At 67.3% G+C, this 23,558-nt stretch carries 13 protein-coding genes; 5 read left to right on the top strand and 8 right to left on the bottom strand.

The window, feature by feature from the left end; all coding sequences use genetic code 11:
• The first annotated feature begins 56 nt into the window (after positions 1–56).
• Both PMI01_RS01685 and PMI01_RS01680 read left to right on the top strand, forming a co-directional pair.
• Positions 57–2,819, top strand: a complete 2,763-nt coding sequence (locus PMI01_RS01685; RefSeq protein ID WP_007662179.1) for a DUF5695 domain-containing protein — start codon at positions 57–59, stop codon at positions 2,817–2,819.
• A 52-nt stretch (positions 2,820–2,871) separates the two neighbouring features.
• On the top strand, positions 2,872–4,773 hold the full coding sequence (locus PMI01_RS01680) for a peptide MFS transporter (RefSeq protein WP_007662176.1): 1,902 nt from the start codon (positions 2,872–2,874) through the stop codon (positions 4,771–4,773).
• Between the two features lie 890 nt (positions 4,774–5,663).
• Here the strand turns inward: PMI01_RS01680 and PMI01_RS01675 are convergent.
• Entirely contained in the window at positions 5,664–8,603 is a 2,940-nt protein-coding gene (locus PMI01_RS01675; RefSeq protein ID WP_007662174.1) for a TonB-dependent receptor domain-containing protein, read from the bottom strand.
• Positions 8,604–8,904: 301 nt separating this feature from the next.
• Between PMI01_RS01675 and PMI01_RS01670 the strand changes: the two genes are divergently transcribed.
• Positions 8,905–11,019 carry a phosphocholine-specific phospholipase C gene (locus tag PMI01_RS01670; RefSeq protein WP_007662172.1) on the top strand — a complete coding sequence of 705 codons (2,115 nt, stop codon included), beginning with the start codon at positions 8,905–8,907 and terminating at the stop codon, positions 11,017–11,019.
• 64 nt (positions 11,020–11,083) lie between these two features.
• On the opposite strand, the gene PMI01_RS01665 is transcribed toward PMI01_RS01670, so the two are convergent.
• Both PMI01_RS01665 and PMI01_RS01660 read right to left on the bottom strand, forming a co-directional pair.
• Positions 11,084–12,403, bottom strand: a complete 1,320-nt coding sequence (locus PMI01_RS01665) for a DUF5690 family protein (RefSeq protein WP_007662170.1) — start codon at positions 12,401–12,403, stop codon at positions 11,084–11,086.
• A gap of 97 nt (positions 12,404–12,500) precedes the next feature.
• Entirely contained in the window at positions 12,501–13,220 is a 720-nt protein-coding gene (locus PMI01_RS01660) for a UTRA domain-containing protein (protein ID WP_007662168.1), read from the bottom strand.
• Between the two features lie 184 nt (positions 13,221–13,404).
• Here PMI01_RS01660 and PMI01_RS01655 point away from each other — a divergent pair, with 184 nt between their 5' ends.
• Both PMI01_RS01655 and PMI01_RS01650 read left to right on the top strand, forming a co-directional pair.
• Entirely contained in the window at positions 13,405–15,534 is a 2,130-nt protein-coding gene (locus PMI01_RS01655; RefSeq protein ID WP_007662166.1) for a phosphocholine-specific phospholipase C, read from the top strand.
• A gap of 50 nt (positions 15,535–15,584) precedes the next feature.
• Positions 15,585–16,160, top strand: coding sequence for an HD domain-containing protein (locus PMI01_RS01650; RefSeq protein WP_007662164.1), 576 nt, complete (start codon positions 15,585–15,587; stop codon positions 16,158–16,160).
• A gap of 28 nt (positions 16,161–16,188) precedes the next feature.
• On the opposite strand, the gene PMI01_RS01645 is transcribed toward PMI01_RS01650, so the two are convergent.
• From PMI01_RS01645 to PMI01_RS01625, 5 genes are all read right to left on the bottom strand, one after another.
• Entirely contained in the window at positions 16,189–17,166 is a 978-nt protein-coding gene (locus PMI01_RS01645) for an aspartyl/asparaginyl beta-hydroxylase domain-containing protein (RefSeq protein WP_007662162.1), read from the bottom strand.
• 3 nt (positions 17,167–17,169) lie between these two features.
• A complete protein-coding gene (locus tag PMI01_RS01640; protein ID WP_007662160.1) occupies positions 17,170–19,101 on the bottom strand; it encodes a tetratricopeptide repeat-containing sulfotransferase family protein in 1,932 nt (643 codons plus the stop codon).
• Positions 19,098–19,727, bottom strand: a complete 630-nt coding sequence (locus tag PMI01_RS01635) for an aspartyl/asparaginyl beta-hydroxylase domain-containing protein (protein ID WP_007662158.1) — start codon at positions 19,725–19,727, stop codon at positions 19,098–19,100. The genes PMI01_RS01640 and PMI01_RS01635 overlap by 4 nt, the downstream gene beginning before the upstream one ends.
• Positions 19,724–20,362: a sulfotransferase family 2 domain-containing protein gene (locus PMI01_RS01630; protein ID WP_007662157.1), complete on the bottom strand. Its 639-nt coding sequence runs from the start codon at positions 20,360–20,362 to the stop codon at positions 19,724–19,726. The genes PMI01_RS01635 and PMI01_RS01630 overlap by 4 nt, the downstream gene beginning before the upstream one ends.
• 62 nt (positions 20,363–20,424) lie before the next feature.
• Positions 20,425–23,211 (bottom strand): TonB-dependent receptor, encoded by a 2,787-nt coding sequence (locus PMI01_RS01625; RefSeq protein WP_007662156.1) that lies wholly within the window; start codon positions 23,209–23,211, stop codon positions 20,425–20,427.
• Positions 23,212–23,558: the final 347 nt, after the last annotated feature.

The following is a 23,558-nucleotide window of genomic DNA, read 5'->3' as shown; positions in this document are numbered from 1 at the left end:
TGCCCAGCAGCCCCCCGTCCGCATCGCCACCAACACCGCGAAATGACGAGGCTCCGATGACGAACCTTCGCCCGCTGGCCCTGACGGCCCTGCTGCTGGCCACCACCCCGCTAGGCCTGAGCGCGACCAGCCTGGCCTGGGCCCAGGAGCCCGCGCCGGCGCCGGCCAAGAAGGTCTATGCGCCGATCGCCAGGACGGCCTACCGCACCGCCCAGTTCCGGCTCGAACTGCGCGCCGACACCCAGACGCTGGCCCGGCTGTCGCCGGCGGCCGACACCGCCTTCGATTTCACCCCCGGCGCACGGGAGGCCGAGCGGCAGGGCGACGGCTACGTCCATGTCGGCGACATCCACCTGCGCCTGCGCACCGAAGGCGGCGCCTGGCGCGACTTCAGCTCCGCCCACCAGCGCAAGCCGATCCGCCGCCTGCCGGCCGGCGGGGCGACCCTGGCGGCGGCCGACATCACGGCGTCCCTGGGCCCGGATTCGCCGCTCCGGGTCGAACGTCGCTGGGTCGCCGAAGGCGGAGCGCTGGTCCTGCGCTTCGTCCTGACCAACACCTCCAAACAGGCCGTCGAGGTCGGCGGGCTGGGCCTGCCGATGGTGTTCGACAACATCATCACCGACCGCTCGCTGGAGGAGGCCCACGCCCAGGCCAGCTTCGTCGATCCCTATATCGGCCGCGACGCCGGCTACCTGCAGGTCACCCGCCTCAACGGCAAGGGCCCCGCCCTGCTGGTCCTGCCCGAGAAGGCGACGCCTCTGGAGGCCTATCGGCCGATCCAGCAGGCCGGTCGCGGCGCCAAGCCCGGCGACATCTTCACCGACCGCAGCGAGCGCGGCCAGACCTCGGAAGGCTTCTACGACTGGACGGTCGCCAGCAAGGGCTTCGCCGAGCAGGACTGGAAGACCGCCGGCGAGCAGTGGAACACGCCCACCAGCTTCTCCCTGGCGCCCGGGGCAAGCCGTACGATCGGCGTGCGCCTGGTCACCTCGCCCTCCCTTCGCGCGATAGAGGACACCCTGGTCGCCAACGGCCGCCCGGTCGCCGTCGGCATCCCGGGCTATGTCGTGCCCACCGACCAGGACGCATCGCTGTTCCTGAAGTCGCCCAAGCCGGTGGCCCGGATCGAGAGCTTTCCGGCCGGGGCGCTCACCGCCACGCCGGTCAAGTCGGGGACCGGCTGGTCGCGCTACGCCGTCCGGGCGACGGGTTGGGGCCGGGCGACGCTGTCGATCACCTATGCCGACGCCAGCGTGCAGACCGTCTCCTATTTCATCACCAAGCCGCTCGACCAGACGATGGCCGATCTGGGCCGGTTCTCGACGACCAGGCAGTGGTTCGAGGATCCGTCCGACCCGTTCAAGCGGTCCCCCGGGATCCTCACCTACGACCGCCAGGCCGACAGGATCGTCACCCAGGATCCGCGGGTCTGGATTTCCGGCATGAGCGACGAAGGCGGCGCGGGCAGCTGGGTCGCGGCGATCATGAAGCAGCTGGACAATCCCGACGCCGGCGAAGTGGCCAAGCTCGAGCGCGTGGTCAACGAGACCATCGTCGGTGGGCTGCAGGTCGCCGAGGGCGAGCACGCCGGCGCGGTCAAGAAGAGCCTCTTCTACTATGCCCCCGACGAACTGCCGACCTATTACGACCCCAAGACCAACTGGAAGAGCTGGACCTCGTGGTCGAAGAAGGACGCTGGCGACCTTGGCCGGTCCTACAACTATCCGCACGTCGCCATCGGCCACTGGGTGCTCTATCGCCTGGCCCGCAACCATGACGGCCTGGTCAAGACCCACGACTGGCGCTGGTACCTCGACCACGCCCAGATGACCGCCGTGGCGATGATGCGCGACGCCCCCTATTACGCCCAGTTCGGCCAGATGGAGGGCGACGTCTTCGTCGACATCCTCGAGGACCTCCGCCGCGAGGGCATGACAGACAAGGCCAATGAACTCGAGACCCTGATGAAGGGCCGGGCCGACCACTGGAAGACCCTGCCCTACCCGTTCGGCAGCGAAATGGCCTGGGACTCCACGGGCCAGGCCGAGGTCTATGCCTGGATGCGCTTCTTCGGCCACCAAAAGCAGGCCGACGAGACCCGCGAGGTGATCCTGGCCTATGACCCGACGATCCCGAGCTGGGGCTACAACGGCAACGCCCGCCGCTACTGGGACTTCCTCTACGGCGGCAAGGTCCCGCGCATCGAACGGCAGATCCACCACTACGGATCGACCCTGAACGCCGTGCCGCTGTTCGACGCCTATCGCGCCGATCCCGGCGACATCCATCTGCTCCGTGTCGCCTACGGCGGCCTGATGGGCGGGATCACCAACATCGACCAGGAGGGCTTCTCGTCGGCCGCCTTCCACTCGGCGCCCGACATGATGTCCTGGGATCCCTACAGCGGCGACTACGGCATGGGCTTCTTCGGCCATGCCTATGCGGCGGCGACCTATCTGGTGAACGATCCGACCTTCGGCTGGCTCGGCTTCGGCGGCAATGTCAGCCAGGGCGACGGCGTGGTGCGGATCGAGCCCAGGGACGGCGCGCGCACCCGCCTCTTCGTGGCCCCGATCGGCGCCTGGCTGACCCTGGAGGCCGGCAAGATCGACGCCGCCACCTACGCGCCGGCCACGGGCAAGCTGACCCTGACCCTGGCGGCGCGCGATGCGGCCACCCCCGCCGCCCGGCTGCTGGTGGAAGCCACCACCAAGGGCGCCCGCCCCTATCGTCCGGCCGGCGCCGTCTTCGAACGGGGCGCCTACACCCTGCCCCTGACGGATGCGCCGACCACGATCGACCTGGCCCCGAACTGATCCGCGGGAGCCGCAGCGACATGACCAGGATCGAACACCTCAAGGGCCGCCCATGAACATCGTCATCGTCATGGGCATCCTGGTCACGCTCCTGACCGGCGTCCCCGTCCTGATCCAGTTGCTGCGCGATCACCCCCGGGGGCTGCTGATCCTGTTCTTCGCCGAGATGTGGGAGCGTTTCTCCTATTACGGCATGCGCAGCATCCTCATCTTCTACCTGACGCAGCACTTCCTGTTCGATCCGAAGACGGCCAGCGCCCACTACGGCTCCTATACGTCCCTGGTCTATCTGCTGCCGCTGATCGGCGGCTTCCTGGCCGACCGGTATCTGGGGGCCCGCAAGGCAGTGATCTTCGGCGCCGTCCTGCTGATCGCCGGCCACCTGACCATGGCGATCGAGGGCGCGCCGGCCACCCAGACCCTGACCTATCGCGGCCACACCTACGACTTCGTGTCCGAAGGCCGCGGCGAGGGCCGGGTCTCGAAGTTGGTGGTCGCGAACAAGCCCTATGCGGTGGCGGCCACCAAGACCGGCGACTTCGCCGTCGAGGGCCTGCCGGCCGACGCCCCGATCCCGGTGGTGCTGCCCAAGGGCCAGTACCAGCTGGACGTCACCGGCCGGGACCCGGCCTATCTGAATGTCTTCTGGTTGGCCCTGTCCCTGATCATCGTCGGCGTCGGCTTCCTCAAGCCCAACATCTCGGCCATCGTCGGCCAGTTGTATCCGCCGGGCGACCGTCATCGCGATCCGGGCTTCACCCTCTACTATTACGGCATCAACCTCGGCTCGTTCTGGGCCTCGATCCTGTGCGGCCTGCTGGGCGTGACCGTCGGCTGGTGGGCGGGCTTCGGCCTCGCGGGCCTGGGCATGGTGGCCGGTTTCGTGGTCTTCGTGCTGGGCAAGCCGCTGCTGCAAGGCAAGGGGGAGCCGCCGGCCCCCAGGCAGCTGGCTCAGCCGCTGCTGGGCCCGCTGAACCGCGAAGGCCTGATCTACATCCTGTCCTTGGTCGGCGTCGCGGCGGTGTGCTTCCTCGTGCGGTACACGGGAATGGTCAACTGGACCCTGATCGCCGGCATGCTCGCCTCCCTGGGCTACATCCTGTGGTTCATGTTCGCCAAGTGCGACAAGGTCGAGCGCGAGCGCCTGGGCCTGGCGGTGTTCCTGATCTTCGGAGCGGTCGTCTTCTGGACCCTGTTCGACCAGGCCGGCTCGTCGCTCAACCTGTTCGCGGCCACCAATGTCGACCTCGATCTGGTCGCCAATCCGGTGCGGCTGTTGAACGGCGCCGTCACCCTGGCCACCCCCGAACAGCTAGTGGCCGCGGGCGTCGACAAGGCCTCGACCTTCTGGGTCAACACCAGCTTCAACGCCGCCCAGACACAGGCCCTGGCCTCCGGCTGGCTCCTGATCTTCGCCCCGGTCTTCGCCTTCCTGTGGACCTGGCTGGGCCAGCGCGGCAAGGATCTGAACCCGGTCGTCAAGTTCGGCCTGGCCCTGCTGCAGGTCGGCGCCGGCTTCCTGCTGTTGCAGTTGGGCGCGCACTTCGTCGACGGCGTCTTCCGCATGCCGCTGGCCTTCCTGCTGCTGATGTACCTGCTGCACACCACCGGCGAGCTGTGCCTGTCGCCGGTCGGCCTGTCGCAGATGACCAAGCTGTCGCCGGCGACGATGGTGTCGTTCCTCATGGCCGTGTGGTTCATGGCCGTGTCGATCGCCGGCAAGGTCGGCGGCTTCATCGCGGGCCTGACGGCCACCGAGACGGTCGGCGGCCAGGTGCTGGACCCGGGCGCGGCCCTGGCCAAGTCGCTGATGGTGTTCAACTGGATCGGCGGCGTCTCGATGGTGATCGGCCTGGGCTTCCTGGCCCTGGCCCCGATCCTCAAGACATGGTCGCATGGCTCGGACGAAACCGACCAGCACGCTCCGGTCGACACCGCGACGAACGCCGGCTGAGCAGCCGGTTTCCAACCTCGCGTTTCCTTACCCGTCTTCGACCTGGACGAGGGGCGCGATCTCGCGCTCACGCGCCGAAGCTGCGATGGGGTGGGAAGGGTGCGAAGCGCCCGGGCCTCGCCCGGAATAGCTTTGATGTTTTGTACCGTTTCGACGAAGTGCAGACGCTTCGCGTAGAGCCGTTATCCGGAAGCCTTCGGGGCGCCGATTTTTAACCGGCTCCGATGGAGGCCCCCGACGGGCAGGACGTTGGCGCGTCCTGGACCGCAGGGGCGATTTCAGCCCCTGCCTGCCGCGTCTGCCGATCCCTCGCCGCCGGGGCTTCGTCCTGTGTTGCAAGGAACCTGCCCAGGACGCCCGAAGCGTCACTCAAGACCACCGGCGAGCGCTTCCCGCTCGTCCACCCCCGAAGGCCGCATCGGTCGCCGTACGTGCGCCCTCCCCGTGCCTTCAGGTGCAAGCAGTATGGGGTGGTCTGGAAGGGGGAGGACAGATCGGGGTCGAGAAAGTTCAGGGCGTTGATTTCGTAGAAGTTTGTTTGCTATCCGCCGAGGAAGGACGCCCAATCGGGGACATGCTCTCACGGCAAGGCCCCGGAGAATCGATCCTGGACCGTCGGGTGAGTGCGTGTCCCCACCGTCGCCCACGGCGCCGAACGATCATCCCGAACGAGGGGCCGGACTTCAGGCGCAGCGGACGACTTTGGGGACACGCACTCACCCCAGCCTCCCGACGAACCCGGCCGGAGCCCTGCCGTGAGTGCATGTCCCCGGCTCCCCATAGAAAGACAGCCACCGGCGCTGGGCGCGGTGGCTGTTGAGTTGACCTAGGGGAGAATGCCCCGAGGCGCAGCGAGACCGTCGCTGCCCCTCGGGGGAAGCTGGAGACCCTTAGAAGTCCATGGTCAGGCCCACGAACAACGTCCGGCCCATCGGGTCGTAGACGCCCGGATAGGTATTGCCGTTGCCGAAGGAGCTGAGCAGCCCGGCCGCGATCACCGGCGGATCCTTGTCGAAGGCGTTGTTCATGCCGGCGCGCAGCGCCAGTTGCTCGCGCACCTTCCAGGTCGCCGCCAGATCGAAGTAGCTGTAGGCCTTGATCTTGCGATTGATCTCGACGTAGTCGCCCTGCAGGAAGGGATTGCTGTCGTTGCTCGACAGGTTGGTCCCACCGAAATAGCGCCAGTTGACCGAGATCGTCGCCGGGGCCCAGGGCAGGCTCCAGGTCGTCCGCATTTGGTGACGCCAGGCCGGGTTGGGCTGGCCGCAGGTCGGACCGAACAGGCCCTTGCAGTTATAGGCGCCCAGACCCGGCAGTTGCTCGATCTTGCGGCTGTTAAGGTAGGTGCCCACGAAGCTGAAATCGAGCTCGCCCCAGTCACCGCCCTTCGTCAGCGACGCCAGGTCGAGGCGGTAGTTGCCGGTCACGTCGACGCCGGAGGTCTGCAGGAAGCCGGTGTTCTGGTTGGTGGCGATGATGTAACCGCGATCGCCGAACAGCACGCCCGAGGTCGGGTCGCGGTGGAACAGGCTGCAGAAGTACGGATTGCTGGTCTGGACGCACTGGTTGATCACGGTCGGCGCATCGACCGCGCCGATATACTGGTCCACATAGATGTCGAAATAGTCGAGCGACATCGAGAAACCCGGCAGGAAGCGCGGGGTCAGCACGACGCCGGCGGTGCGGGTGTCGGCGACTTCCGGCTTCAGGTCGGGATTGCCGCCGCCCTGGGTGACGCAGGTTTCGGCCGGGCAGTCGGGGATCTTCCCGTACTGGGCGGCGGTCACGCCGGTGAGCGCGCAGGCCGCGGCGCTGGCCTTCGGCGTGGGACCCGAACAGGGATCCACCGCCGCGACATTGCCCAGCGACTGGGCCGCGAACAGTTCGCTGATATTGGCCGCCCGCACCGCGCGGTTGTAGCTGGCGCGGAACCGCACGTCCGAGCTCGGCGCGTACTGCAGTTCGACCTTATAGGTCGAGACGCGATCGGGCAGATAGTCGTACTTCGAGGTCCTGTAACCGGCGTTGACCGACAGGCTCTTGATGAACGGCGCGTCCTGGATCAGAGGCAGGTCCGCTTCGCCATAGATCTCATTGACGCTGAAGGCGCCGGCGTTTTCCTTGGTGCCTCCGGCCTGGGCCAGGGCGTCGGCTTCGAACTTCAGCTCCTCGCGGCGATGCTCGACGCCGAGGGCCAGGGCGACGCCGTCATTGGCCCACGGGCTCTTGATCCCGTACTGGCCCAGATCGCCGTTCACCGTCGCGCTCAGCACCTTCTCGCGCTGCACGCCGTGGGTGTAGGTCGGCGCATAGAGGTACTTGTAGGCCGCCGCGCTGAGGCCCTGGTACTTGAACACGTCGATCGGCACGCAGTTCGGATCGGTGCCGTCGACCACCGACTTGCAGGTCGCCACGCCGTTGACATTGACCACCTGCAGGGCCTTGGCGGCCTTGGCGTTGTCGACGTTGTTCTTGTAGCTCTCGTCGAGCACCACCGAGGAGTAGAGGAAGCCGGCGTCATAGCTCCAGCCCGGCGCGATCTCGCCGCGTGAGCCGAAGTTGATCCGGTAGGCGGTGTGGCGCAGGTCGTCGCGGCGGGGCGAGCTGCCCGGCCCGGTCAGCCGGTAGCCGATGAAGGTGTCCTGGTTGACGTCCGTGCCCGCGACCGCACCGCAGAGCGTCGCCGCCTGGGACGCCGACATCAGCGGGTTGTTGCAGTTGATCTTGAACGTCGTCCCTTGGAACAGGGCGGACGGCGCCGCCTGCGAGAAGGTGTGGTCGTCCATGAACATGAAGCTGCCGTAGACTTCGGCGGCCTTGCTGATCTCATAGTGCGCGAAGGCGCCGGCCGTATAGCGGCTGTCCGAGCGCTGGATGTAGTTGGTCGGCGCGTAGTTGTAGAGGAACGAGCTGTCGTAGGGCACCCACGTCTTGGCGCCGTCCTTGGTGTTGTTCAGCGTCAGCCCCGCATTGGGTCCGCTGAGCATCGTGAACAGGCCGTATTCGTTGTTGCTGGAGCCGCCGCAGACCAGGGCGTTGTTCTGGGGCCCAGTCAGGTTGAGGCCGCACGCCGAATAGTCGCGGGTGTCCTGGGTGACCGGCTTGAGTTCGCGATAGCCGACATAGAACGTAACGTTGCCCTTGCCGTCCGGGGCGTTCATCCCGAAGGCCAGGTTGACGTCGGTCCGCGCCCCGTCGGTGACCGAGTTCTCCGGCAGCTTGTAGCCCGCCTTGGTGATCAAGGACCTGGGATAGCTGCTGTCGTTCCTGTGCTGGGCGATACCGTACTGGGCGTCCAGCCGGATACCGTTGAGATCCTTCTTGAGGATGAAGTTGACGACGCCGGACACGGCGTCTGACCCGTAGACCGCCGACGCGCCGCCGGTCACCACATCCACCCGATCGACCAGGGCGCCGGGGATGAAGTTCACGTCGGCGGTTTCGGTCGGCAGCATCCGCTGGCCGTCCACCAGCACCAGGACGCGGCTGGAGCCCATGTTGCGCAGGTTGACCCGCGCCGTGCCGTCCGAGCCGTTGGACCCGTTCTCGTTGGAGTCGGCGGTGAACTGCGGCAGGCGGTTCAGCACGCTCTCGATCGAGGTGGCGCCCTGGTACTTGATCTCGTCGCCGCCGACGACCGTCATCGGGCTGGCGGAGGCAAGATTGGGCCGCTTGATCCGCGACCCCGTCACCACCACCGCATCCAGGGTCGCCGGCTCGTCCGCCGTGGCCACATCCTGGGCGAAAGCGGTCGGCGCCGCCGCAAAGACTGACAGGACCGCGACGGCCGCGGCTCCCGCCAGGAGATCAAGACGCGTCTGTCTGCGCATGGAATGCCCCCTCAAGCAGCGCGCCTCCGACAGGCGTCGCTTCGATATCAAGAGGCACGATTATATGATTTATGTCAAATATCTTATACGATATACGTATACGTTGTATGGAACTGCGCCGCCTCGCGCCCCTGTCCGGCGCCACGATCTACGCGTTGGAGCGCAATGGTGCTTGGGCTGACCGCCTGTCGAGGTGGACCTGGGGCCTCCGCGCCGCCCATCCTCGGCCGCCTCGGTCTGTCACCTCACGGACATCAGGCGCGGCTAGACCGTGAGACCACATGACCTTTCGGAATTTTCCATGCCCTCAGTAGATCGTCGCGCCTTCCTGCTCTCCGCGACCGCCGCATTGGCTTTGCCCCCGGCCGTCGCCAAGGCCCTGGCCATCGACGCGGACGTGCGCACCGGCACGTTGAAGGACGTGGAGCACGTGGTGATCCTGATGCAGGAAAACCGCGCCTTCGATCACTACTTCGGCGTGATGAATGGCGTCCGGGGCTTTGGCGATCGCTTCCCGATCCCCATGCCCGACAGTCAGGGCCTTCACCGCAAGACGGTCTGGACGCAGGTCAACGACACGGGAAAGGGCGGGCCGCCGCTGGTCTCGCCCTTCCCGTTGGACACCATAGCGACCTTCGCCCACATGCGGGTCGAGGGCACGCCCCACAGCTGGTCCGACGCCCAGGCCGCCTGGAACGAAGGCCGCATGGACCGTTGGCCGGCCGCCAAGACCGAACGCGCCATGGGCTACTATCGCCGCGAAGACATCCCCTTCCAGTATGCGATGGCCGACGCCTTCACCGTCTGCGACGCCTATCACTGCTCGACCCAGACCGGCACCAACACCAACCGTCTGTTTCTTTGGACGGCCACCAACGATCCGTCCGGCCAGCATGGCGGCCCCTCGATTTCCAACAGCCACGACAGCTTCGTGGCCGATGGCGGGGCGGCCGATCCCTATCGCTGGACCACCTATGCCGAGCGGCTGCTGGCGGCCGGCGTGACCTGGCGCATCTACCAGGACATGGCCGACAATTTCACGGACAACCCGACGGCCGGGTTCAAGACCTACCGCGACAGCCATGAAGGCCTGCCCGGCTCGGATCCACGCCTGGCGGCGCTGGGCCTGTCGACCCGCAAGCTGGACGGCCTGCGTGAGGACGTGCTGGCCGGAAAACTGCCGCAGGTGTCGTACATCGTCGCCCCGGCCGCCGATTCCGAGCATCCGGGCCCGTCCAGCCCCGCCCAGGGCGCGGACTACACCGCCCGGGTGATCGACGCCCTGACCGCCGATCCCAAGGTCTGGGCGCGGACCGTGCTGCTGGTGATGTTCGACGAGAACGACGGCTTCTTCGACCATGTCCCGCCGCCCGCCCCGCCCTCGAAGGCCGCTGACGGAACGGTCCTGGGCGCCTCGACGGTCGACACCGCCGGCGAATATCACCTGGTGCGCAATCCCACCGAGGCCAAGGCCGAGCGCGACGAGCTCATGGGTCGTCCGTATGGCCTGGGCCCCAGGGTTCCGCTGTATGTGCTGTCGCCCTGGAGCCGGGGCGGCTGGGTCAATTCGCAGGTCTTCGACCACACCTCGGTGATCCGCTTCCTGGAAACGCGGTTCGGGGTGAGCGAGCCCAACATCTCGCCCTGGCGACGGGCGGTTTGCGGCGACCTGACCACCGCCTTCGACTTCAAGACTCCGAACGACACGCCCTTCGCCCAGGCCCTGCCCGCCACCAAGGCCACAGCCGACCGCGCAGCGGCGCTGAAGGACACCACCGTGCCGCCGACGCCGGCCGCGCCCGCGGTCCCGGCGCAGGCGACAGGTCCCCGCCCCTCGCGCGCCCTGCCCTACGCCCCGCGCGTGGACGAGGGCGCGCGGGATGGCCGCCTGACGCTGACGCTCGCCAATGACGGATCGCAGGCGACGGTTCTGCACGTCTATGACCGTCTACGCCTTGACCAGCCGCCGCGTCGCTACACCGTCGAGCCGGGCAAGCAGGTCAGCGACGCCTGGCCCGCCGGCGCCTACGACCTGTGGGTGCTGGGCCCCAACGGCTTCCACCGCCACTTTGTCGGCGCCGCCCCTGGCGAGGATCCGGTCCTGAATGTCCTGACATCGCCGACCGCGGGCCTGGTCGGCCTGACCCTGCGCAACCCCGGTGGCGCGGCCAAGACCCTGGCCGCCACGCCCGACGCCTACAGGACGGCCTTCCGCGCCTGGAAGATGGCGCTGCCGCCGGGGCGCGAGATCCGCAAGGACCTGCGCGTGAAGGCGACCGGGGGCTGGTACGACGTGTCGATCGAGGCCGACGGCTACCTGCGCCGCGTGGCCGGACGGCTGGAGATGGGCGTCGATTCCATCAGCGATCCGGCCATGGGCGGAATGGCGATCATGGATCAGCCGTTTCGCCGGTGACAGACCAACCAGGTCGCTCCAGGCGCGGCGCCGCTAGGGCTGGCGGTTCCGCAGGCCAGCAAGGTCAGGCGAGCGCATCCCTGGCCGCCGCCGCCTGGGCGCGGGCGTCACGTGTCGAACGACGGCGCAGGAAGTAGAGGCCGGCCAGGATCGTGCAGACGGCGCCGACGACGCTCGTCGCATAGGCGCTGGCGATGAAGAAACCCAGCCAGTCCAGCCGGACCATGGCGAAGCTGCGCCAGATCAGCAGGGCGACGCTGCCGAGATAGCCCGAGGCGTCGGCCACGTAGATCAGGAAGCCCGCCGTGCCGATCCGGCCGCTGAAGGCGATCATCCGGTCGAACAGCATGGCGTTGAACGGCGTGTAGGCCATGTAGAGGCCGGCGCCCGTCAGGATCATCCAGACCAGGGGCGGCAGCAGGTGGGCCTGGAAGGCCAGGGTCGAGAGGCCCAGCAGCAGGAAGCCGGCCAGGATGACGCCGTGCATCACCAGCAGCGCCCGCAGGTTGTCGCGAACCAGCATCACCGCGCCCATCACCGCCAGGGCGATGGCGGCGACCGGCAGCTCGCTGGCGGTGAAGACGCCGGAAGCCTCGCCGAAGCCCAGGGCGGTCCAGAGCTCGGCGGCGAAGTTGTCGCGGAAGTCGCGAAAGGCGGTCAGCAGAACATAGGCCATCACCAGCAGCGCCACGCCGGGCGCGTAGGCGACCAGAAAGGCGCGGCGCTGGGCGCTGTCCATCGGCTGGCGACGCACGCGGGCGGCCTCGTCGGCGGGGCTGGGCGGCGGCAGCTGCATCAGGGCCCACACCGAAACCGCCAGCAGCGGCAGGAAGATCGCGCCAGTGGCGGCGGGCATCCAGAACGGCGAGACATCGACATCGACCATCAGCCACTTGCCGACCGACTTCACGACGCCGGACGACAGGATGAAGCTGGCGCAGAGGATGGCGCCCAGAACCTCGGAGGTGCGCCGCCCTTCCATGAAGCCGAACACCAGCCCCCAGATCATGCCCAGCGGCAGGCCGTTCAGGAACAGGGCCGCGACATTCCAGGGCGCGGGAACCACCGCGAAGGCCAGCAGGGCCAGCCAGGAGAAGCCGATCAATCCGAGGATCGCCACGCCGCGCCGTGACGGGGTGATTTCGGAAATGACCTTGACCCCGATCAGCTTGGAAGCGGCGTAACCGGCCACCTGGGCCAGCACCAGGGCGATCTTGTAGTCGACGGCGAAGGTCCAGCCGTCGACCGCGCCGAAGGTCGCCGCCGCGAACGGTTTTCGAAAGGCGTACATCGAGAAATAGGCGCAAAAGCCGGCCAGGCCCGCGAACAGGGTGAACGCCAGCGGATTGGCTCGCTCCAGCCAACGTTGAGGACCTGAAATCATGGAAGCGCCCCTTGATGGAGCATTTTGGTCTATACCATGCCCACGACAGCCGGATGACGGCGTCGTGGGGGGGGGGGGGCGCCCCCCGTTTCATGGCCTAGCGGACGCGGATGTCGACGCTGATCTTCAAGGCGTCGTGGCGCCAGTGTTCTCGGTCGAACTCGACCACCCGGCCCTGGGCGTCGTAGCAGGTACGGACCAGGCTGAGGCCCGGCAACCCGGACTTGACCCGCAGGGCCTCGGCCACGTCACGGGTCAGGGCGCAGGGCTGCATGTCGACCTTGTTGCGCGCGACGCCGATACCGTAGACCTGCTTCAGGACGTTGGTCAGCGAGCCGTCGAGGTCATGCTCCACGAGGCCCGGCGCCAGGGACGCGTCGACGACGATGCTCTCGATCAGCACGGCCCGGCCGTCAACGGAGCGCCGACGGCGGATCCAGTACATCGGCGCGCCGATCGGGCGCGAAAAGATCTCGGCCAGCATGCCGTCGCAGGCGATTTCGATCTTGCTTAGCGTCTCGGTTTCCGGCCGCCGTCCTTGCGCCTCGACGTAGGACATGAAACCTTCCCAGCGCGTCGGGTCGTAGACCACCGGCGGCGGCGAAACGTACCAGCCGCTGCGGTCCTTGCGGTAGATGACCCCCTCGGCCTCCAGCTGGAACAGCGCCTCGCGGACGGTGCCGCGCGCCACGCCGCCGCCGACCTGCATTTGGCGCTCCGACGGCAGGCGCTCACCCGCCTTGAACTCGCCACCGCTGATCCGCGCGGCGATGTCGTCGCGCACTCCGAGATAGTGGAGGGTGTCGGGCTGCTGCATCGGGCGACCTGGTCAGCGGTCGAATCCCGCCATCCGGAGAGGATGGGAGGGCGCTCCTCCCGGGTCAAGCAACTGGATCAGACCACTGACGACCGAAGCGAAGCGTTTCCCAGCTTTCACGAAAGTTTCGCCGAACGATCTTCTCATCTGGTCTATACCAATGTGGAGATGGGAGAACGAAGCCATGACGACGGACCGCCGCGCCTTCCTACGTTCCGCGGCTGCCGGGGCCGCCGTCGGCCTGCTGCCGGCCACCGTCGCCAGGGCCATGGCCATCCCCGCGCGCCACCGCACCGGCACGATCATGGACGTCGAGCACGTGGTGATCTTCATGCAGGAGAACCGTGCGTTCGATCACTATTTCGGCGCGCTGAACGGCGTGCGGGGCCTGGGCGATCCTCGTCCGCAACGGCTGCCCGGCGGAGCCTCGGTCTGGCGCCAGCCTAGCGGTGAACATCCGGACGGCTTCGTCGCCCCGTTCCACGGCGACGCCTCGGTGACCAACGCCTACACGGTCGACGGCGCGGACCAGGGCCACCAGGCGGCGATCACCATCGTCAACGGCGGCCGCTACGACCAGTGGGGCCACTCGGGCGAGCTGCACAAGCGGATGGTCTACTACAAGGCCTCGGACCTGCCGTTCTACCACGCCCTGGCCAGCGCCTTCACGGTCTGCGACGCCTATCACTGCTCGACCCTGACCCAGACCTATCCGAACCGCCTGCACCTTTGGACGGGCTGCAACGGCGGCGGCAAGGTCGGCGGCGATCCGGAGATGAGCAACTACGGCGAGGACGAGACGCCCAGCGCCGACATGGCCCAGGACAAGGACATGGCCAAGGGGCCGCACGACTGGATGACCTACGCCGAGCGCCTGCAGGCCGCAGGCGTCAGCTGGAAGGTCTATCAGGAGCACGACAACTTCGGCGACAACATCCTGTCGGTGTTCATGAATTTCCGCCCCTGCGCCAAGGATTCGCCGCTCTATGAACGCGGCCGCGCCTGGGTGTCGGAAGGCAAGACCGGCGCCGACCGCACCCGCTCGGACGGCCAGCAGCTGGTTGAGGCGTTTCGCGCCGACGTCGCCGCCGACCGCCTGCCGCAGGTGTCGTGGATCGTCACCGCCGCTGACCTGTCCGAACACCCCCAGGCCGAGCCCTCGAAGGGCGAACACGTCTGCGCCGAGCTGATCAAGGCGCTGGTCGACCACCCCGAGGTGTTCGCCAAGACCGTATTCATCGTCAACTACGACGAGGCCGGCGGCTTCTACGACCACATGCTGCCGCCCATGCCGCCGCTGACGGCCGAGCAGGGCTGGAGCTCGGTTCCGGTCACGGGCGAGATCAAGGACTACGGCCAGGCCGAGGTCGCCAACCAGGGCGCTCATCCGCTGGGCCTGGGCATCCGCGTACCGGCGATCGTGGTCTCGCCGTGGAGCCGGGGCGGCTTCGTCTGCTCGGAGGTATTCGACCACACCTCGACGCTGCGGTTCCTCGAGAAGCGCTTCGGGGTGCGCGAGGACAACATCAGCGACTGGCGGCGGGCGGTCTGCGGCGACCTGACCTCGGCCTTCGACTTCGCCACGCCGAACCAGGACTGGACGGCGCTGGCCCTGCCGCAGACCGCGGACTACATGGCGCGCGTGGCCCGGTCCAAGGCCGCCCCGACCCTGCGGATCCCGGAAAGGCAGACGGCCTCGACCCAGGAGGGGCCTCAGCGCGGCGCGCGTCCCCTGCCCTACGTGCTGTCGGCCGACGCCCGCGTCCACGACGGCGACCTCTGGATCGACCTGGTCAACAAGGGCCGGACGGGCGCGGTGTTCCAGGTGTTCGACAACACCGACCGCGACGGTCCCTGGCGCTTCACCCTGGCGGCCGGCGGAACGTACGCGGCCGGACATTGGAACCGCGCAGGCCGCGCGCCTGGGCCCTACGACCTGACAGTCCATGGCCCAAATGGCTTTTATCGGCGGTTCGCCGGCGATGCGTCGCGGCCGCAGCCCAGCGTATCGGTCGCGGCCGACGCCCGCTCCCGTCTGGTCCTCAGACTGGCCGGGGCCGGAGGCGGATCGGCCATGATCACGGCGCGGATGGACGAAACCTATCCCCTGGCCGAAGGCGAGGCCCGCCAGAACCTGATGCTGCCATCCAAGGGCGTCGTCCGCTCGGTGTGGGACCTGCGCGGCAGCGACCACTGGTACGACCTGACCCTGACCGTGTTGGACGATCCGTCCTTCACCCAGCGCCTGGCCGGCCACCTCGAAACGGGACGAGCCAGCCGCACCGACCCAAGCATCGGACGGATGCGCCTGTAGGCGCGCTCGCCCGACGTCTGACCCAGTTCAATGCCTTACACGGATCCTAGATGACCTCTCGTCCCGCGGCCGATGCTTTCCTGGCCGAGCTTACCGAACTCTTCGCCCAACTGGGCGGTCTCCGTTATGGGGAGGGCGTCAGCCAGCTGGAGCACGCGCTGCAGACGGCGCATCATGCCAAGGTCGACGGCGCGCCGCCGGCCCTGGTCGCCGCCGCCCTGCTGCATGACGTCGGCCACATGATGCAGAAGGCCGGCGAGAACGCCGCCGACCGCGGCATCGACACACGCCACGAGCACATCAGCGCCGGCTACCTGGCCCGCGCGTTCGGTCCCGAGGTCACCGAGCCGATCCGCCTGCACGTGGCGGCCAAGCGATATCGGGTGGCGGTGGACCCCGCCTATCTCGCATGCCTCAGCAAGGCGTCGCTGCAGAGTCTGGCCCTGCAGGGCGGCCCGATGAGCGAGGAGGAGATCGAGGCGTTCCTGGCCGATCCGGCGGCGCAGGCCGCCCTGCGGCTGCGCGGCTACGACGAAGCCGGCAAGGCGCCGGACGCCAAGGTGGCCGGCTTCGAGACCTATCATGACCTTCTTCGCGATCAGATCGATCGCGCGGACATGGCTTAGGCTTGGTCGAAATACTGTTCCAGGTTCGTCATCCTTCGCCGGAAGTCCGGCCGGCCCGCGGCGCGGCATCGTCCTCGACCAGGTGCTGCAGCACGCGCTTTTCGAGCACCAGCAGCGCGCTGACATTGTTGGTGCGCATGACCAGCCCATCGGCGAGCGGCTTGGCGGCTTCGCGCACGGCGCCGGCCAGGCGCAGGAAGTCCGGTCGCGCCCGCCCGCCGACGCCATGCAGCGCGCAGAGCTGGCGCCAATCAAACACGAAGCTCTCCAGCAGCAGGCCGAACCGCACGGCGCGCGTCCTGGCTTCAGCCGCGTCCGTGGCGACCGTCAGTTCCGCTCGCAGGTCCTCGACCAACAGCTGCACTTCGGCGGCGGGCATCACCGGCGAGCGCTGATCGCCCTCGGTGAGCAATTCCGGACGGATCTCGGGATCCCAGGCCAACGTCCGCCATTCTCCGCGCGGCGGCGCCTGCCCGCAGGCGAACCGCCAGAACGCCGCCGTGCCGGTGGTGTCGGCGACGAGATGGATACGCTCGGCGCTGGCCTTGTTCTCCACATGGTGCGGGCGCCAGTTGTCGAAGATCCAGGCTTCGCCCTCCGCCATGTGCACGGATTGTCCGTCGCAGTGGAAGCGGACCTCCGGCCAGGTGAAGATCGGAACGTGCAGCCGCACCCGCGTGTGCCAGTGGTAGTTGATATCGGCATGCTCGGGCACGGCCGCGCCCGGCGCCAGGCGCATCAACCGCGAGCGGCCCCATACCACGCCAAAGCCCGCCAGGACCTGGCTCAGGTAGGGCATGTCCGCGAACCAGGGTGTCGGCAGCATCTGTCCGTACACGGAATCCGTCTCGCCGCCGCCGGCGCTGATCAACCGCGCGGCGCTGTTGCCAGGCAGGCTGTCGGGGTGTGAAACCCATGCCTGCGTCGGCAACGCCGCGACCTCGGCCTGCAGACGCGCCACGTCGAAGAGCACAGGGAGCTGGAAGAAGGGGCGCGACAGCCGCATGGGTCAGTCCCTGTAACCGGTCAAGGCGTCGCCCAGCGCCGCCCGCAGCGGCGCGAGCCAGGGCGCGTAGTGTCGCCATTGCGCGAGCCCCTCCCGGCCGATGGGCTGGCGCACCTGTTCGGAACTGGGCGTGCGCACGCTGCGCCGGGTCTCGTGGAAGGCCAGGCAAGCCGGCTCGAAGGGCAGTCCGCAATGCTCCAACATGCGCCGCACGCCGCCTTCGAGATTCTCGACCACATCCTCGTATCGCACCCTCAGCACCCGCGCCGGCAGCACGTCGTCCCAATGCCGCATGAGGTCGAGATAGGTGCGGTAGTGGCGGGCGATGTCATCCACCCCGTAGGTGAATTCCTGGTTGGTCGTGCCAAACAGCTGCTTGAGGTTGCTGAAGCAGCAGGCCATGGGTTCGCGCCGCACATCGATGATCGTTGCTCGGGAAAACATCAGGCGGATCAAGCCGATGTGCCAGAAATTGTTCGGCATCTTGTCGATGAAGAACGGCCTGCCCTGCCTGCGATAGGCGTCGGTTTCGGCCAGGAAGCGCTCGCCGAGTGTCCGGGCCTCCCCGGCCGTCAGGCGCAGCAACGCCTCGGGATCCAGCGGCAAGCCGCAATCCGGATCACGACCGCAGAGTTCGGCCGCATATCGGTCGATTTCGGTCAGTTCCTGCGTGCCCTCCACCTGGGAATGAGAGGCCAGAATCTGCTCGATCAGCGTCGAGCCCGAACGCGGCAACCCCAGGATAAAGATGGGCGCCGGATCAGCCACGCCCCAGCCGGCGCGCGCGGCGAAGAACTCGGCGGTGAAGACCCGCTTCAGTCGGAGCGCGCAGGCTTCCGCGACCTCGGGGCGATAGCGGCTGGTCACCCGCCGCGCCGCGTTGCCACGCTCGTAGTATCGCCACGAGGACGCGTAGTCGCCCCGGTCCTCCAGCGCCTTGCCCAGCGCGAAACACAGATAGACGCGGTCCATGTCCTGGATGGCAGGCCGGGATTCCGCGGCGCGCATGCGCGCGATGTCATCGTCGGTGAAGCGATAGGTCTTGAGGTTGGCGAGGCTGAACCAGGCCACGCCATGGTCCGGCCGCGCCGCCAGGGACGCGCGATAGTCCGCGATGGCCTCCTGCTGTCTGCCCGTGACCTTCAGGGCGTTGGCCCGCCACAGGCGCAGGTCGGCGACTTCCGTGCCTGATTGAGCCTGGCCGGCCAGCAGCCTCTCATAGAGATCGATCACCGGCTCGTGGTCGCCCAGGCCGACGCAGGCCGCGCCGTACTGCTTGAGGTAGTCGCGGTTGTCCGGGTCGTGCCCAAGCAGGTGCTCGGCCTCCCGCCGCGCCTGCAGGTGCTTCTGCCGCTGCAACAGCACCATGGCGTAGTCCAGGCGCGCCGCGTGATAGTCCGGCGCGCGCGCGAGCACCGATTTCAGCAACGACTCGGCTTCAGCGGGCGCGTCGCGCTCCTTGCGGATCCGCGCCAGCAGGCGCAGGGCGCCCACATTGTCGCCGTCCTTGCGCAAGTAGTCCCGGATGACCTGCTCCGCCGGCGCCAGATCGCCGTCGGCAAGCAGGCTGTTGGCCACCACCACCTCCGGGGGGAGCTGTCTCAAGGTGTCGAGATGCGCCGCCGCCGTGGCCGCCTGGGCGGTGTCGCCCAGCATGCGGTAAAGCTGCTCCAGCATGTCCCAGCTGGCCGGCAGCGTCGGATTGAGGCGCACGGCCTCCCGCAACGCGTCGATGGCCGCCGACGCATCCCCAAGCAGGACATGGCAGTGGCCGCGCTCCTGATACAGGCGGCTGAACCGGGGATGCAGCGCCTGCAGCCGCGCGAGCGCGGCCAACGCCTCCGGGACGCCCTGGCGCGAGCGCAGGTCCCTGGCCTCCTGCAACAGGGCGTCGCGCGCCTTGGAACCGGCGCTGGAACTGGCGGAGGACTTCACCGCGCCGCGCCGGCCAGCAGGAACGGCTCCAGCCAGCCCGGTTCCGGCTGGTCGGCGTCGTAATACTCGAAGATCAGATGGATGCGGTCGGTGTCGCCGCCGTTGCGCACCCAGTGCGGGCCAAGGTTGTTGACCTCCACCGCCTCGCCCGGCGGAAAATAGTGTTCGCCGCCGCCGAAGAAGGACACCACCCCGGGGTTGGTCGACACCGGCACGTGAATCTTGTGCGGCCACTTCGCCGCCGGGTTGGCGTCGATGTGCGGATGGATCACCCCGCCCGGCGGCATCCTCGCGAACATCACCCGCGGAAACACCCCCCGTGCATAACCGTAGCCACGGACGGCTTGCGCCAGCACCGGCTCCAGCAAACCGCGCCATTGGGGCCAGGCCGCGCGATCGTGCGAACCGCGCCAGTCGCGAGGGCTGTCGACGAAGCGGAAGACGATGTGGCGCGTCTCGTCCAGCACCTCGAACCTGTTCGGCTTGCCGGCGTTCTCCGCGTCCCAGACGTCCTCGGGGATCGCCAGCACGGCCGCTCGCAGCGCGGTGATATCGACGGGGCCGAGCTTGCGAACGCCCATGGTCTTGCGCGGATTGGCGGCCGGCTCGAGGGGGATGGCGCTCATCGCATGCCTTCGAAGGTGTAGCCGAACAGTTCCAGATCCTGCGCGTAGCGCGCGGCGACGCCGTCGATCAGGGCCTGGTCATAGTAGCGACGATAGTCGCCGCGCCGGCTGCCGTTGACGCGGTCGAGTGGGCGGGAGGGAATGCCGATGCGCGCGCAGATCGCGTCATACGACCCCTGCATGTCCTCGACGTGACCGACCCGGTCGGCCAACAGGGTCTCGCCATCCTCGCCCACCAGCAGCGAAGCTTGCGGCTGGAACAGGATGTGGTGTTCCGGCGGCTCCCCGAAGAGAAAGTGGCGCATCACCTCCCGCGGCTGCCGCTGGAAGACGTCGCCGTCACGCAGCATGAAGGCGCAGTACGAGACGAAGCGGTCAAACGGATTGCGCACGAAGGCGAACTTGAAATAGCCGCCGAAGGCCTCCTCGCCGAGGTATGGACGCACCTGCCGCAGAGACAGGTGGCCATGCCGGATCGCCGCCAGATCCACCCACGGGAAGCGCTTGTCGACGAACAATCCCACCTGCTCGACGTCCGCGTCGCCCAGTTGCTCGCGCAGGGCCTGGCGCACGGAATGGGTGCCGGTCTTGGGCACCGCGGCGAAGATGAAACGGTGGCTATGGGAAATGATCATGTTTCTGGCCGCACAGAAGGGCGCTCCCTCCCGGAGGGAAGGAGCGCCCAGTCCAGGTCGTCTTAGAACTTGTAGCTGAGCCCCATCATGTAGGTCGTGCCGCTCTGGTTCTGGTTGTACAGGTACCGGTTCTGGCCCCAGAACTGCGTGTCCGTCTCGTTCGTCAGATTGATCGCATTCAGCGAGAGCTGGAGCTTTTCAGTGACGTTCAAGAAGGCCGACGCGTCCACATAGGTCGAGCCCTCGAAGCCCCGCGTGCTGGCGCTCATGACCGAGTCGTTATGCCCGGTGAACCAGCGGGTGCGGTGGCTCATTGAACCCCGGAGGCCCCAGCGGTCGGTCTCGTAGTAGAGCGTGACGTTGTAGCTGGTCTTCGAAATGCCGGTGAGCGCCTCGTCGGCGTCGACATAGGTGTAGTTCGCCACCGCGCCCAGGTTGTCGAAGGGCGCCGGCAAGAACGAGAACTGGGTCTGCGCGGCCAGTTCCACGCCGGTCAGCTTGGTCTTGCCGGCGACGTTGACCGGCATCGAGAACTCCGAGACGATGGTGCTGGCCGTCGCGCCCGGGATCGTGCTGAACGGGACGCCCGTCTGGCTGAAGGGGACGTTCTCGAGGGTCTGCGAGCCGATGAAGTTCTTGATGTTCTTCTGGAACACGCTGGCCGAAAGCAGGCCTACCTTGCCGAAATAGTATTCCACCGACACGTCCAGCGTGGTGTCCTTGTAGGGCTTGAGGTTCGGATTGCCGCGGGACGCCGTGATCTCGCCGGAATCCGTGTCCTGGAACGCGCTGCCCTCGGCCGCCATCGAGCCCAGCCCCGGACGATTCACGTTCTGGGTGGCGGAGAAGCGCACCAGCACCTCCGGCGTCAGTTCCAGCACCGTGTTCAGGGCCGGCAGCACGCCCTCATAGCTGCCTTTCACGTCCGTCGTGCCGAGATAGGCGTAGCTGTCGCCCTGGATCCAGCCGGTGCTGTGGGTGTCGGTGCTGTAGCCACGCAGGCCGATATTGCCGCGGAAGCGCTTGCCGAAGAGTTCGCTGTCCCAGTCGGCCTGCACGTATTCGGAAATGGTCTCTTCCGTGGTCTCGTAGACGTTCTCGATGTCCTGGAGCGCGCCACCGGTCCCGTCGGTGTTGGGCCCGAACCGGTGGTACTCCTTGTACTTCGCGAAGGCCTTGGCGTAGTCGCCGACCAGCCACGAACCGGAGTTGTTGGTGAACACGGAGGTGATGTCGGCGACGGACGTGCCTCGCGTCTTGGACCGGGTTCCATTGACGTTGTCGTCATAGAAGAGGTCCCTGCCGCCTTGCGTGAAGCGATGGTAGGCCGCCCCGGCTCGCAGCGTGAACACGTCGTTCAGCTTGTAGTGGAGGTTCAGCACGCCCTCCCGCAGCTCCGATTCATTGTTGAAGCCGCGATAGTAGAATGAATCCATGGCGTAGTTGGCCGGGTTGGTCGGATCCCAACCCGGATACTGGAACGAAGCCGACTGGCCGTCGGCGCCATAGTTGGCGATCAGGTTGCCCTTGGCCCGCATGTAGAGCTTGTCGTCATAGGGGGTCTTGTAGGTCGACTTCTCGTAGCCGACATGCCCGTCGATCGAGAAGCGATCGGACGCGTCCCACTTGCCGGTCAGCGCCAGCTGGTTGAAGCGGTTTTCGTTCAGCGACCGGCGGTGCTCGCTGCCGAAGGTTGTGCCGGTGACGTCGGTCTTTGTGACGTAGTTATCTTTGTCCCAGGCGAGGTCGTTGATGATCGACCCCTTCTGGAAGATGGCCGGCCAGACCCCGCCGGCCGGGGTGTCGAACGCCACCGAGCCGGCGGACGCGAGCGGCCGCGTGGCGAGGTGCATCTCGTTGCGGTGGGTGGTGAACTCGCCGTGCAGGGCGTCGAGCGTCAGCAGCAGATTGTCCACCGGCTTCCACTGCAGCGCGGCCGTCACGCCGAGACGCTCCGCCTTCGAGTCCCAGGAGGAGATGCGGTTACCGTCCGCGAAGTACAGGTCGCCGGACAGGAACTTGGCCTGCTGCGCGGCGCTCAGATGGGAGATGTCCAGACCCTTGGCGACCAGCGCCTTCAAGGCGCCTGCATTGGGCTGATCATAGTTGTAGGTATTGTGGCCCTGTTCCGTGGTTTCGCGCTTGGAGTAGGCGACCGAGACCAAGGCGCCGAACCTGTTGTCCCAGTTCCGGCTGAACAAGGCGGCGACGCGGGGCTGGGTGTCCTTGGTATATTCGTTGGTGCCCAGCTTGAGCGACACCGCACCCTTGGCGCCCGGCGCGTAATCGAAGGGCTTGCCAGTGAACAGGCCGACCGTGCCGGCCATGCCGCCCTCGTTCTGGGCCGCCTCGAAGGTCTTCTCGACCTCCACCCGCGAGAACAGTTCCGAGGCGAAGATGTTGAAGTCGAAGGCGCGGTCGCGCGAACGCTGGCCGCGGCTGTCCTGCGCGGAGTCGACGTTGCCCAGCACTTCCATGCCGTTGAGCTGCACGCGGGCGAAATCCGGGCCCAGGCCACGCAGCGAGATGCGCCGCCCCTCGCCCGCCTCGCGGTTGATCTGCACGCCTGGCAGGCGCTGTAGCGATTCGGCCAGGTTCAGTTCCGGGAACTTCGCCATGTCTTCGGCGACGATCGCGTCTTTCTGGATGACCGAATCCCGCTTGATGTCGCGCGCGTCGCTCAGCGACTTCCGGTAACCGGTGACGACCACCTCGTCGACCTGATCACCGGAAGCCTGCTGCGCGAGAGCAGCCGACGAACTGGCGCCGACGACGAGCGCCGAAACGGTGGCCAGCAAAAAGTTCTTGAGGTTCGGACGCATGGCCCGAACGGAATTTGGCTTCGTCATCAGTGCTCTTCGCCCCAACTGGTATGAACCAGTCTGCTTAAAGCAGCTCGCGGCGACACCTGCGTGACAGCGCCCTGTCCGTGAAGCAGGAAATTCACCTAGCCCCTGACGGACGCTTGCCGGCATCGTTGGAGCGTCGCGGCGCAACGGCGCCCGGCAACTTGACTGACATTTGGACTATACCAAAACAAATCCCCGAACGAACCGTCGCCGACGGCCATCCCCGCTCACGCTACTGCTCGGCGATTGGCGGCCTTTGGCTTGCCGCGCCGTTGGCTGGATTTGGCGGCTGGATGCGAGACACTTCGGCGATGAACCAGAGCCGATGGACGGTGAGCCTCAAGCGC

It is taken from the genome of Caulobacter sp. AP07 (assembly GCF_000281955.1).
GTDB lineage: Bacteria > Pseudomonadota > Alphaproteobacteria > Caulobacterales > Caulobacteraceae > Caulobacter.
This window is presented reverse-complemented; position numbering and strand designations above follow the sequence as displayed.

Bases quoted from the DNA above. Each gene is read 5' to 3' on its own strand.
- PMI01_RS01685 (WP_007662179.1), top strand. From the start codon at position 57: ATGACGAACCTTCGCCCGCTGGCCCTGACGGCCCTGCTGCTGGCCACC.
- PMI01_RS01680 (WP_007662176.1), top strand. From the start codon at position 2,872: ATGAACATCGTCATCGTCATGGGCATCCTGGTCACGCTCCTGACCGGC.
- PMI01_RS01675 (WP_007662174.1), bottom strand. From the start codon at position 8,603: ATGCGCAGACAGACGCGTCTTGATCTCCTGGCGGGAGCCGCGGCCGTC.
- PMI01_RS01670 (WP_007662172.1), top strand. From the start codon at position 8,905: ATGCCCTCAGTAGATCGTCGCGCCTTCCTGCTCTCCGCGACCGCCGCA.
- PMI01_RS01665 (WP_007662170.1), bottom strand. From the start codon at position 12,403: ATGATTTCAGGTCCTCAACGTTGGCTGGAGCGAGCCAATCCGCTGGCG.
- PMI01_RS01660 (WP_007662168.1), bottom strand. From the start codon at position 13,220: ATGCAGCAGCCCGACACCCTCCACTATCTCGGAGTGCGCGACGACATC.
- PMI01_RS01655 (WP_007662166.1), top strand. From the start codon at position 13,405: ATGACGACGGACCGCCGCGCCTTCCTACGTTCCGCGGCTGCCGGGGCC.
- PMI01_RS01650 (WP_007662164.1), top strand. From the start codon at position 15,585: ATGACCTCTCGTCCCGCGGCCGATGCTTTCCTGGCCGAGCTTACCGAA.
- PMI01_RS01645 (WP_007662162.1), bottom strand. From the start codon at position 17,166: ATGCGGCTGTCGCGCCCCTTCTTCCAGCTCCCTGTGCTCTTCGACGTG.
- PMI01_RS01635 (WP_007662158.1), bottom strand. From the start codon at position 19,727: ATGAGCGCCATCCCCCTCGAGCCGGCCGCCAATCCGCGCAAGACCATG.
- PMI01_RS01630 (WP_007662157.1), bottom strand. From the start codon at position 20,362: ATGATCATTTCCCATAGCCACCGTTTCATCTTCGCCGCGGTGCCCAAG.
- PMI01_RS01625 (WP_007662156.1), bottom strand. From the start codon at position 23,211: ATGACGAAGCCAAATTCCGTTCGGGCCATGCGTCCGAACCTCAAGAAC.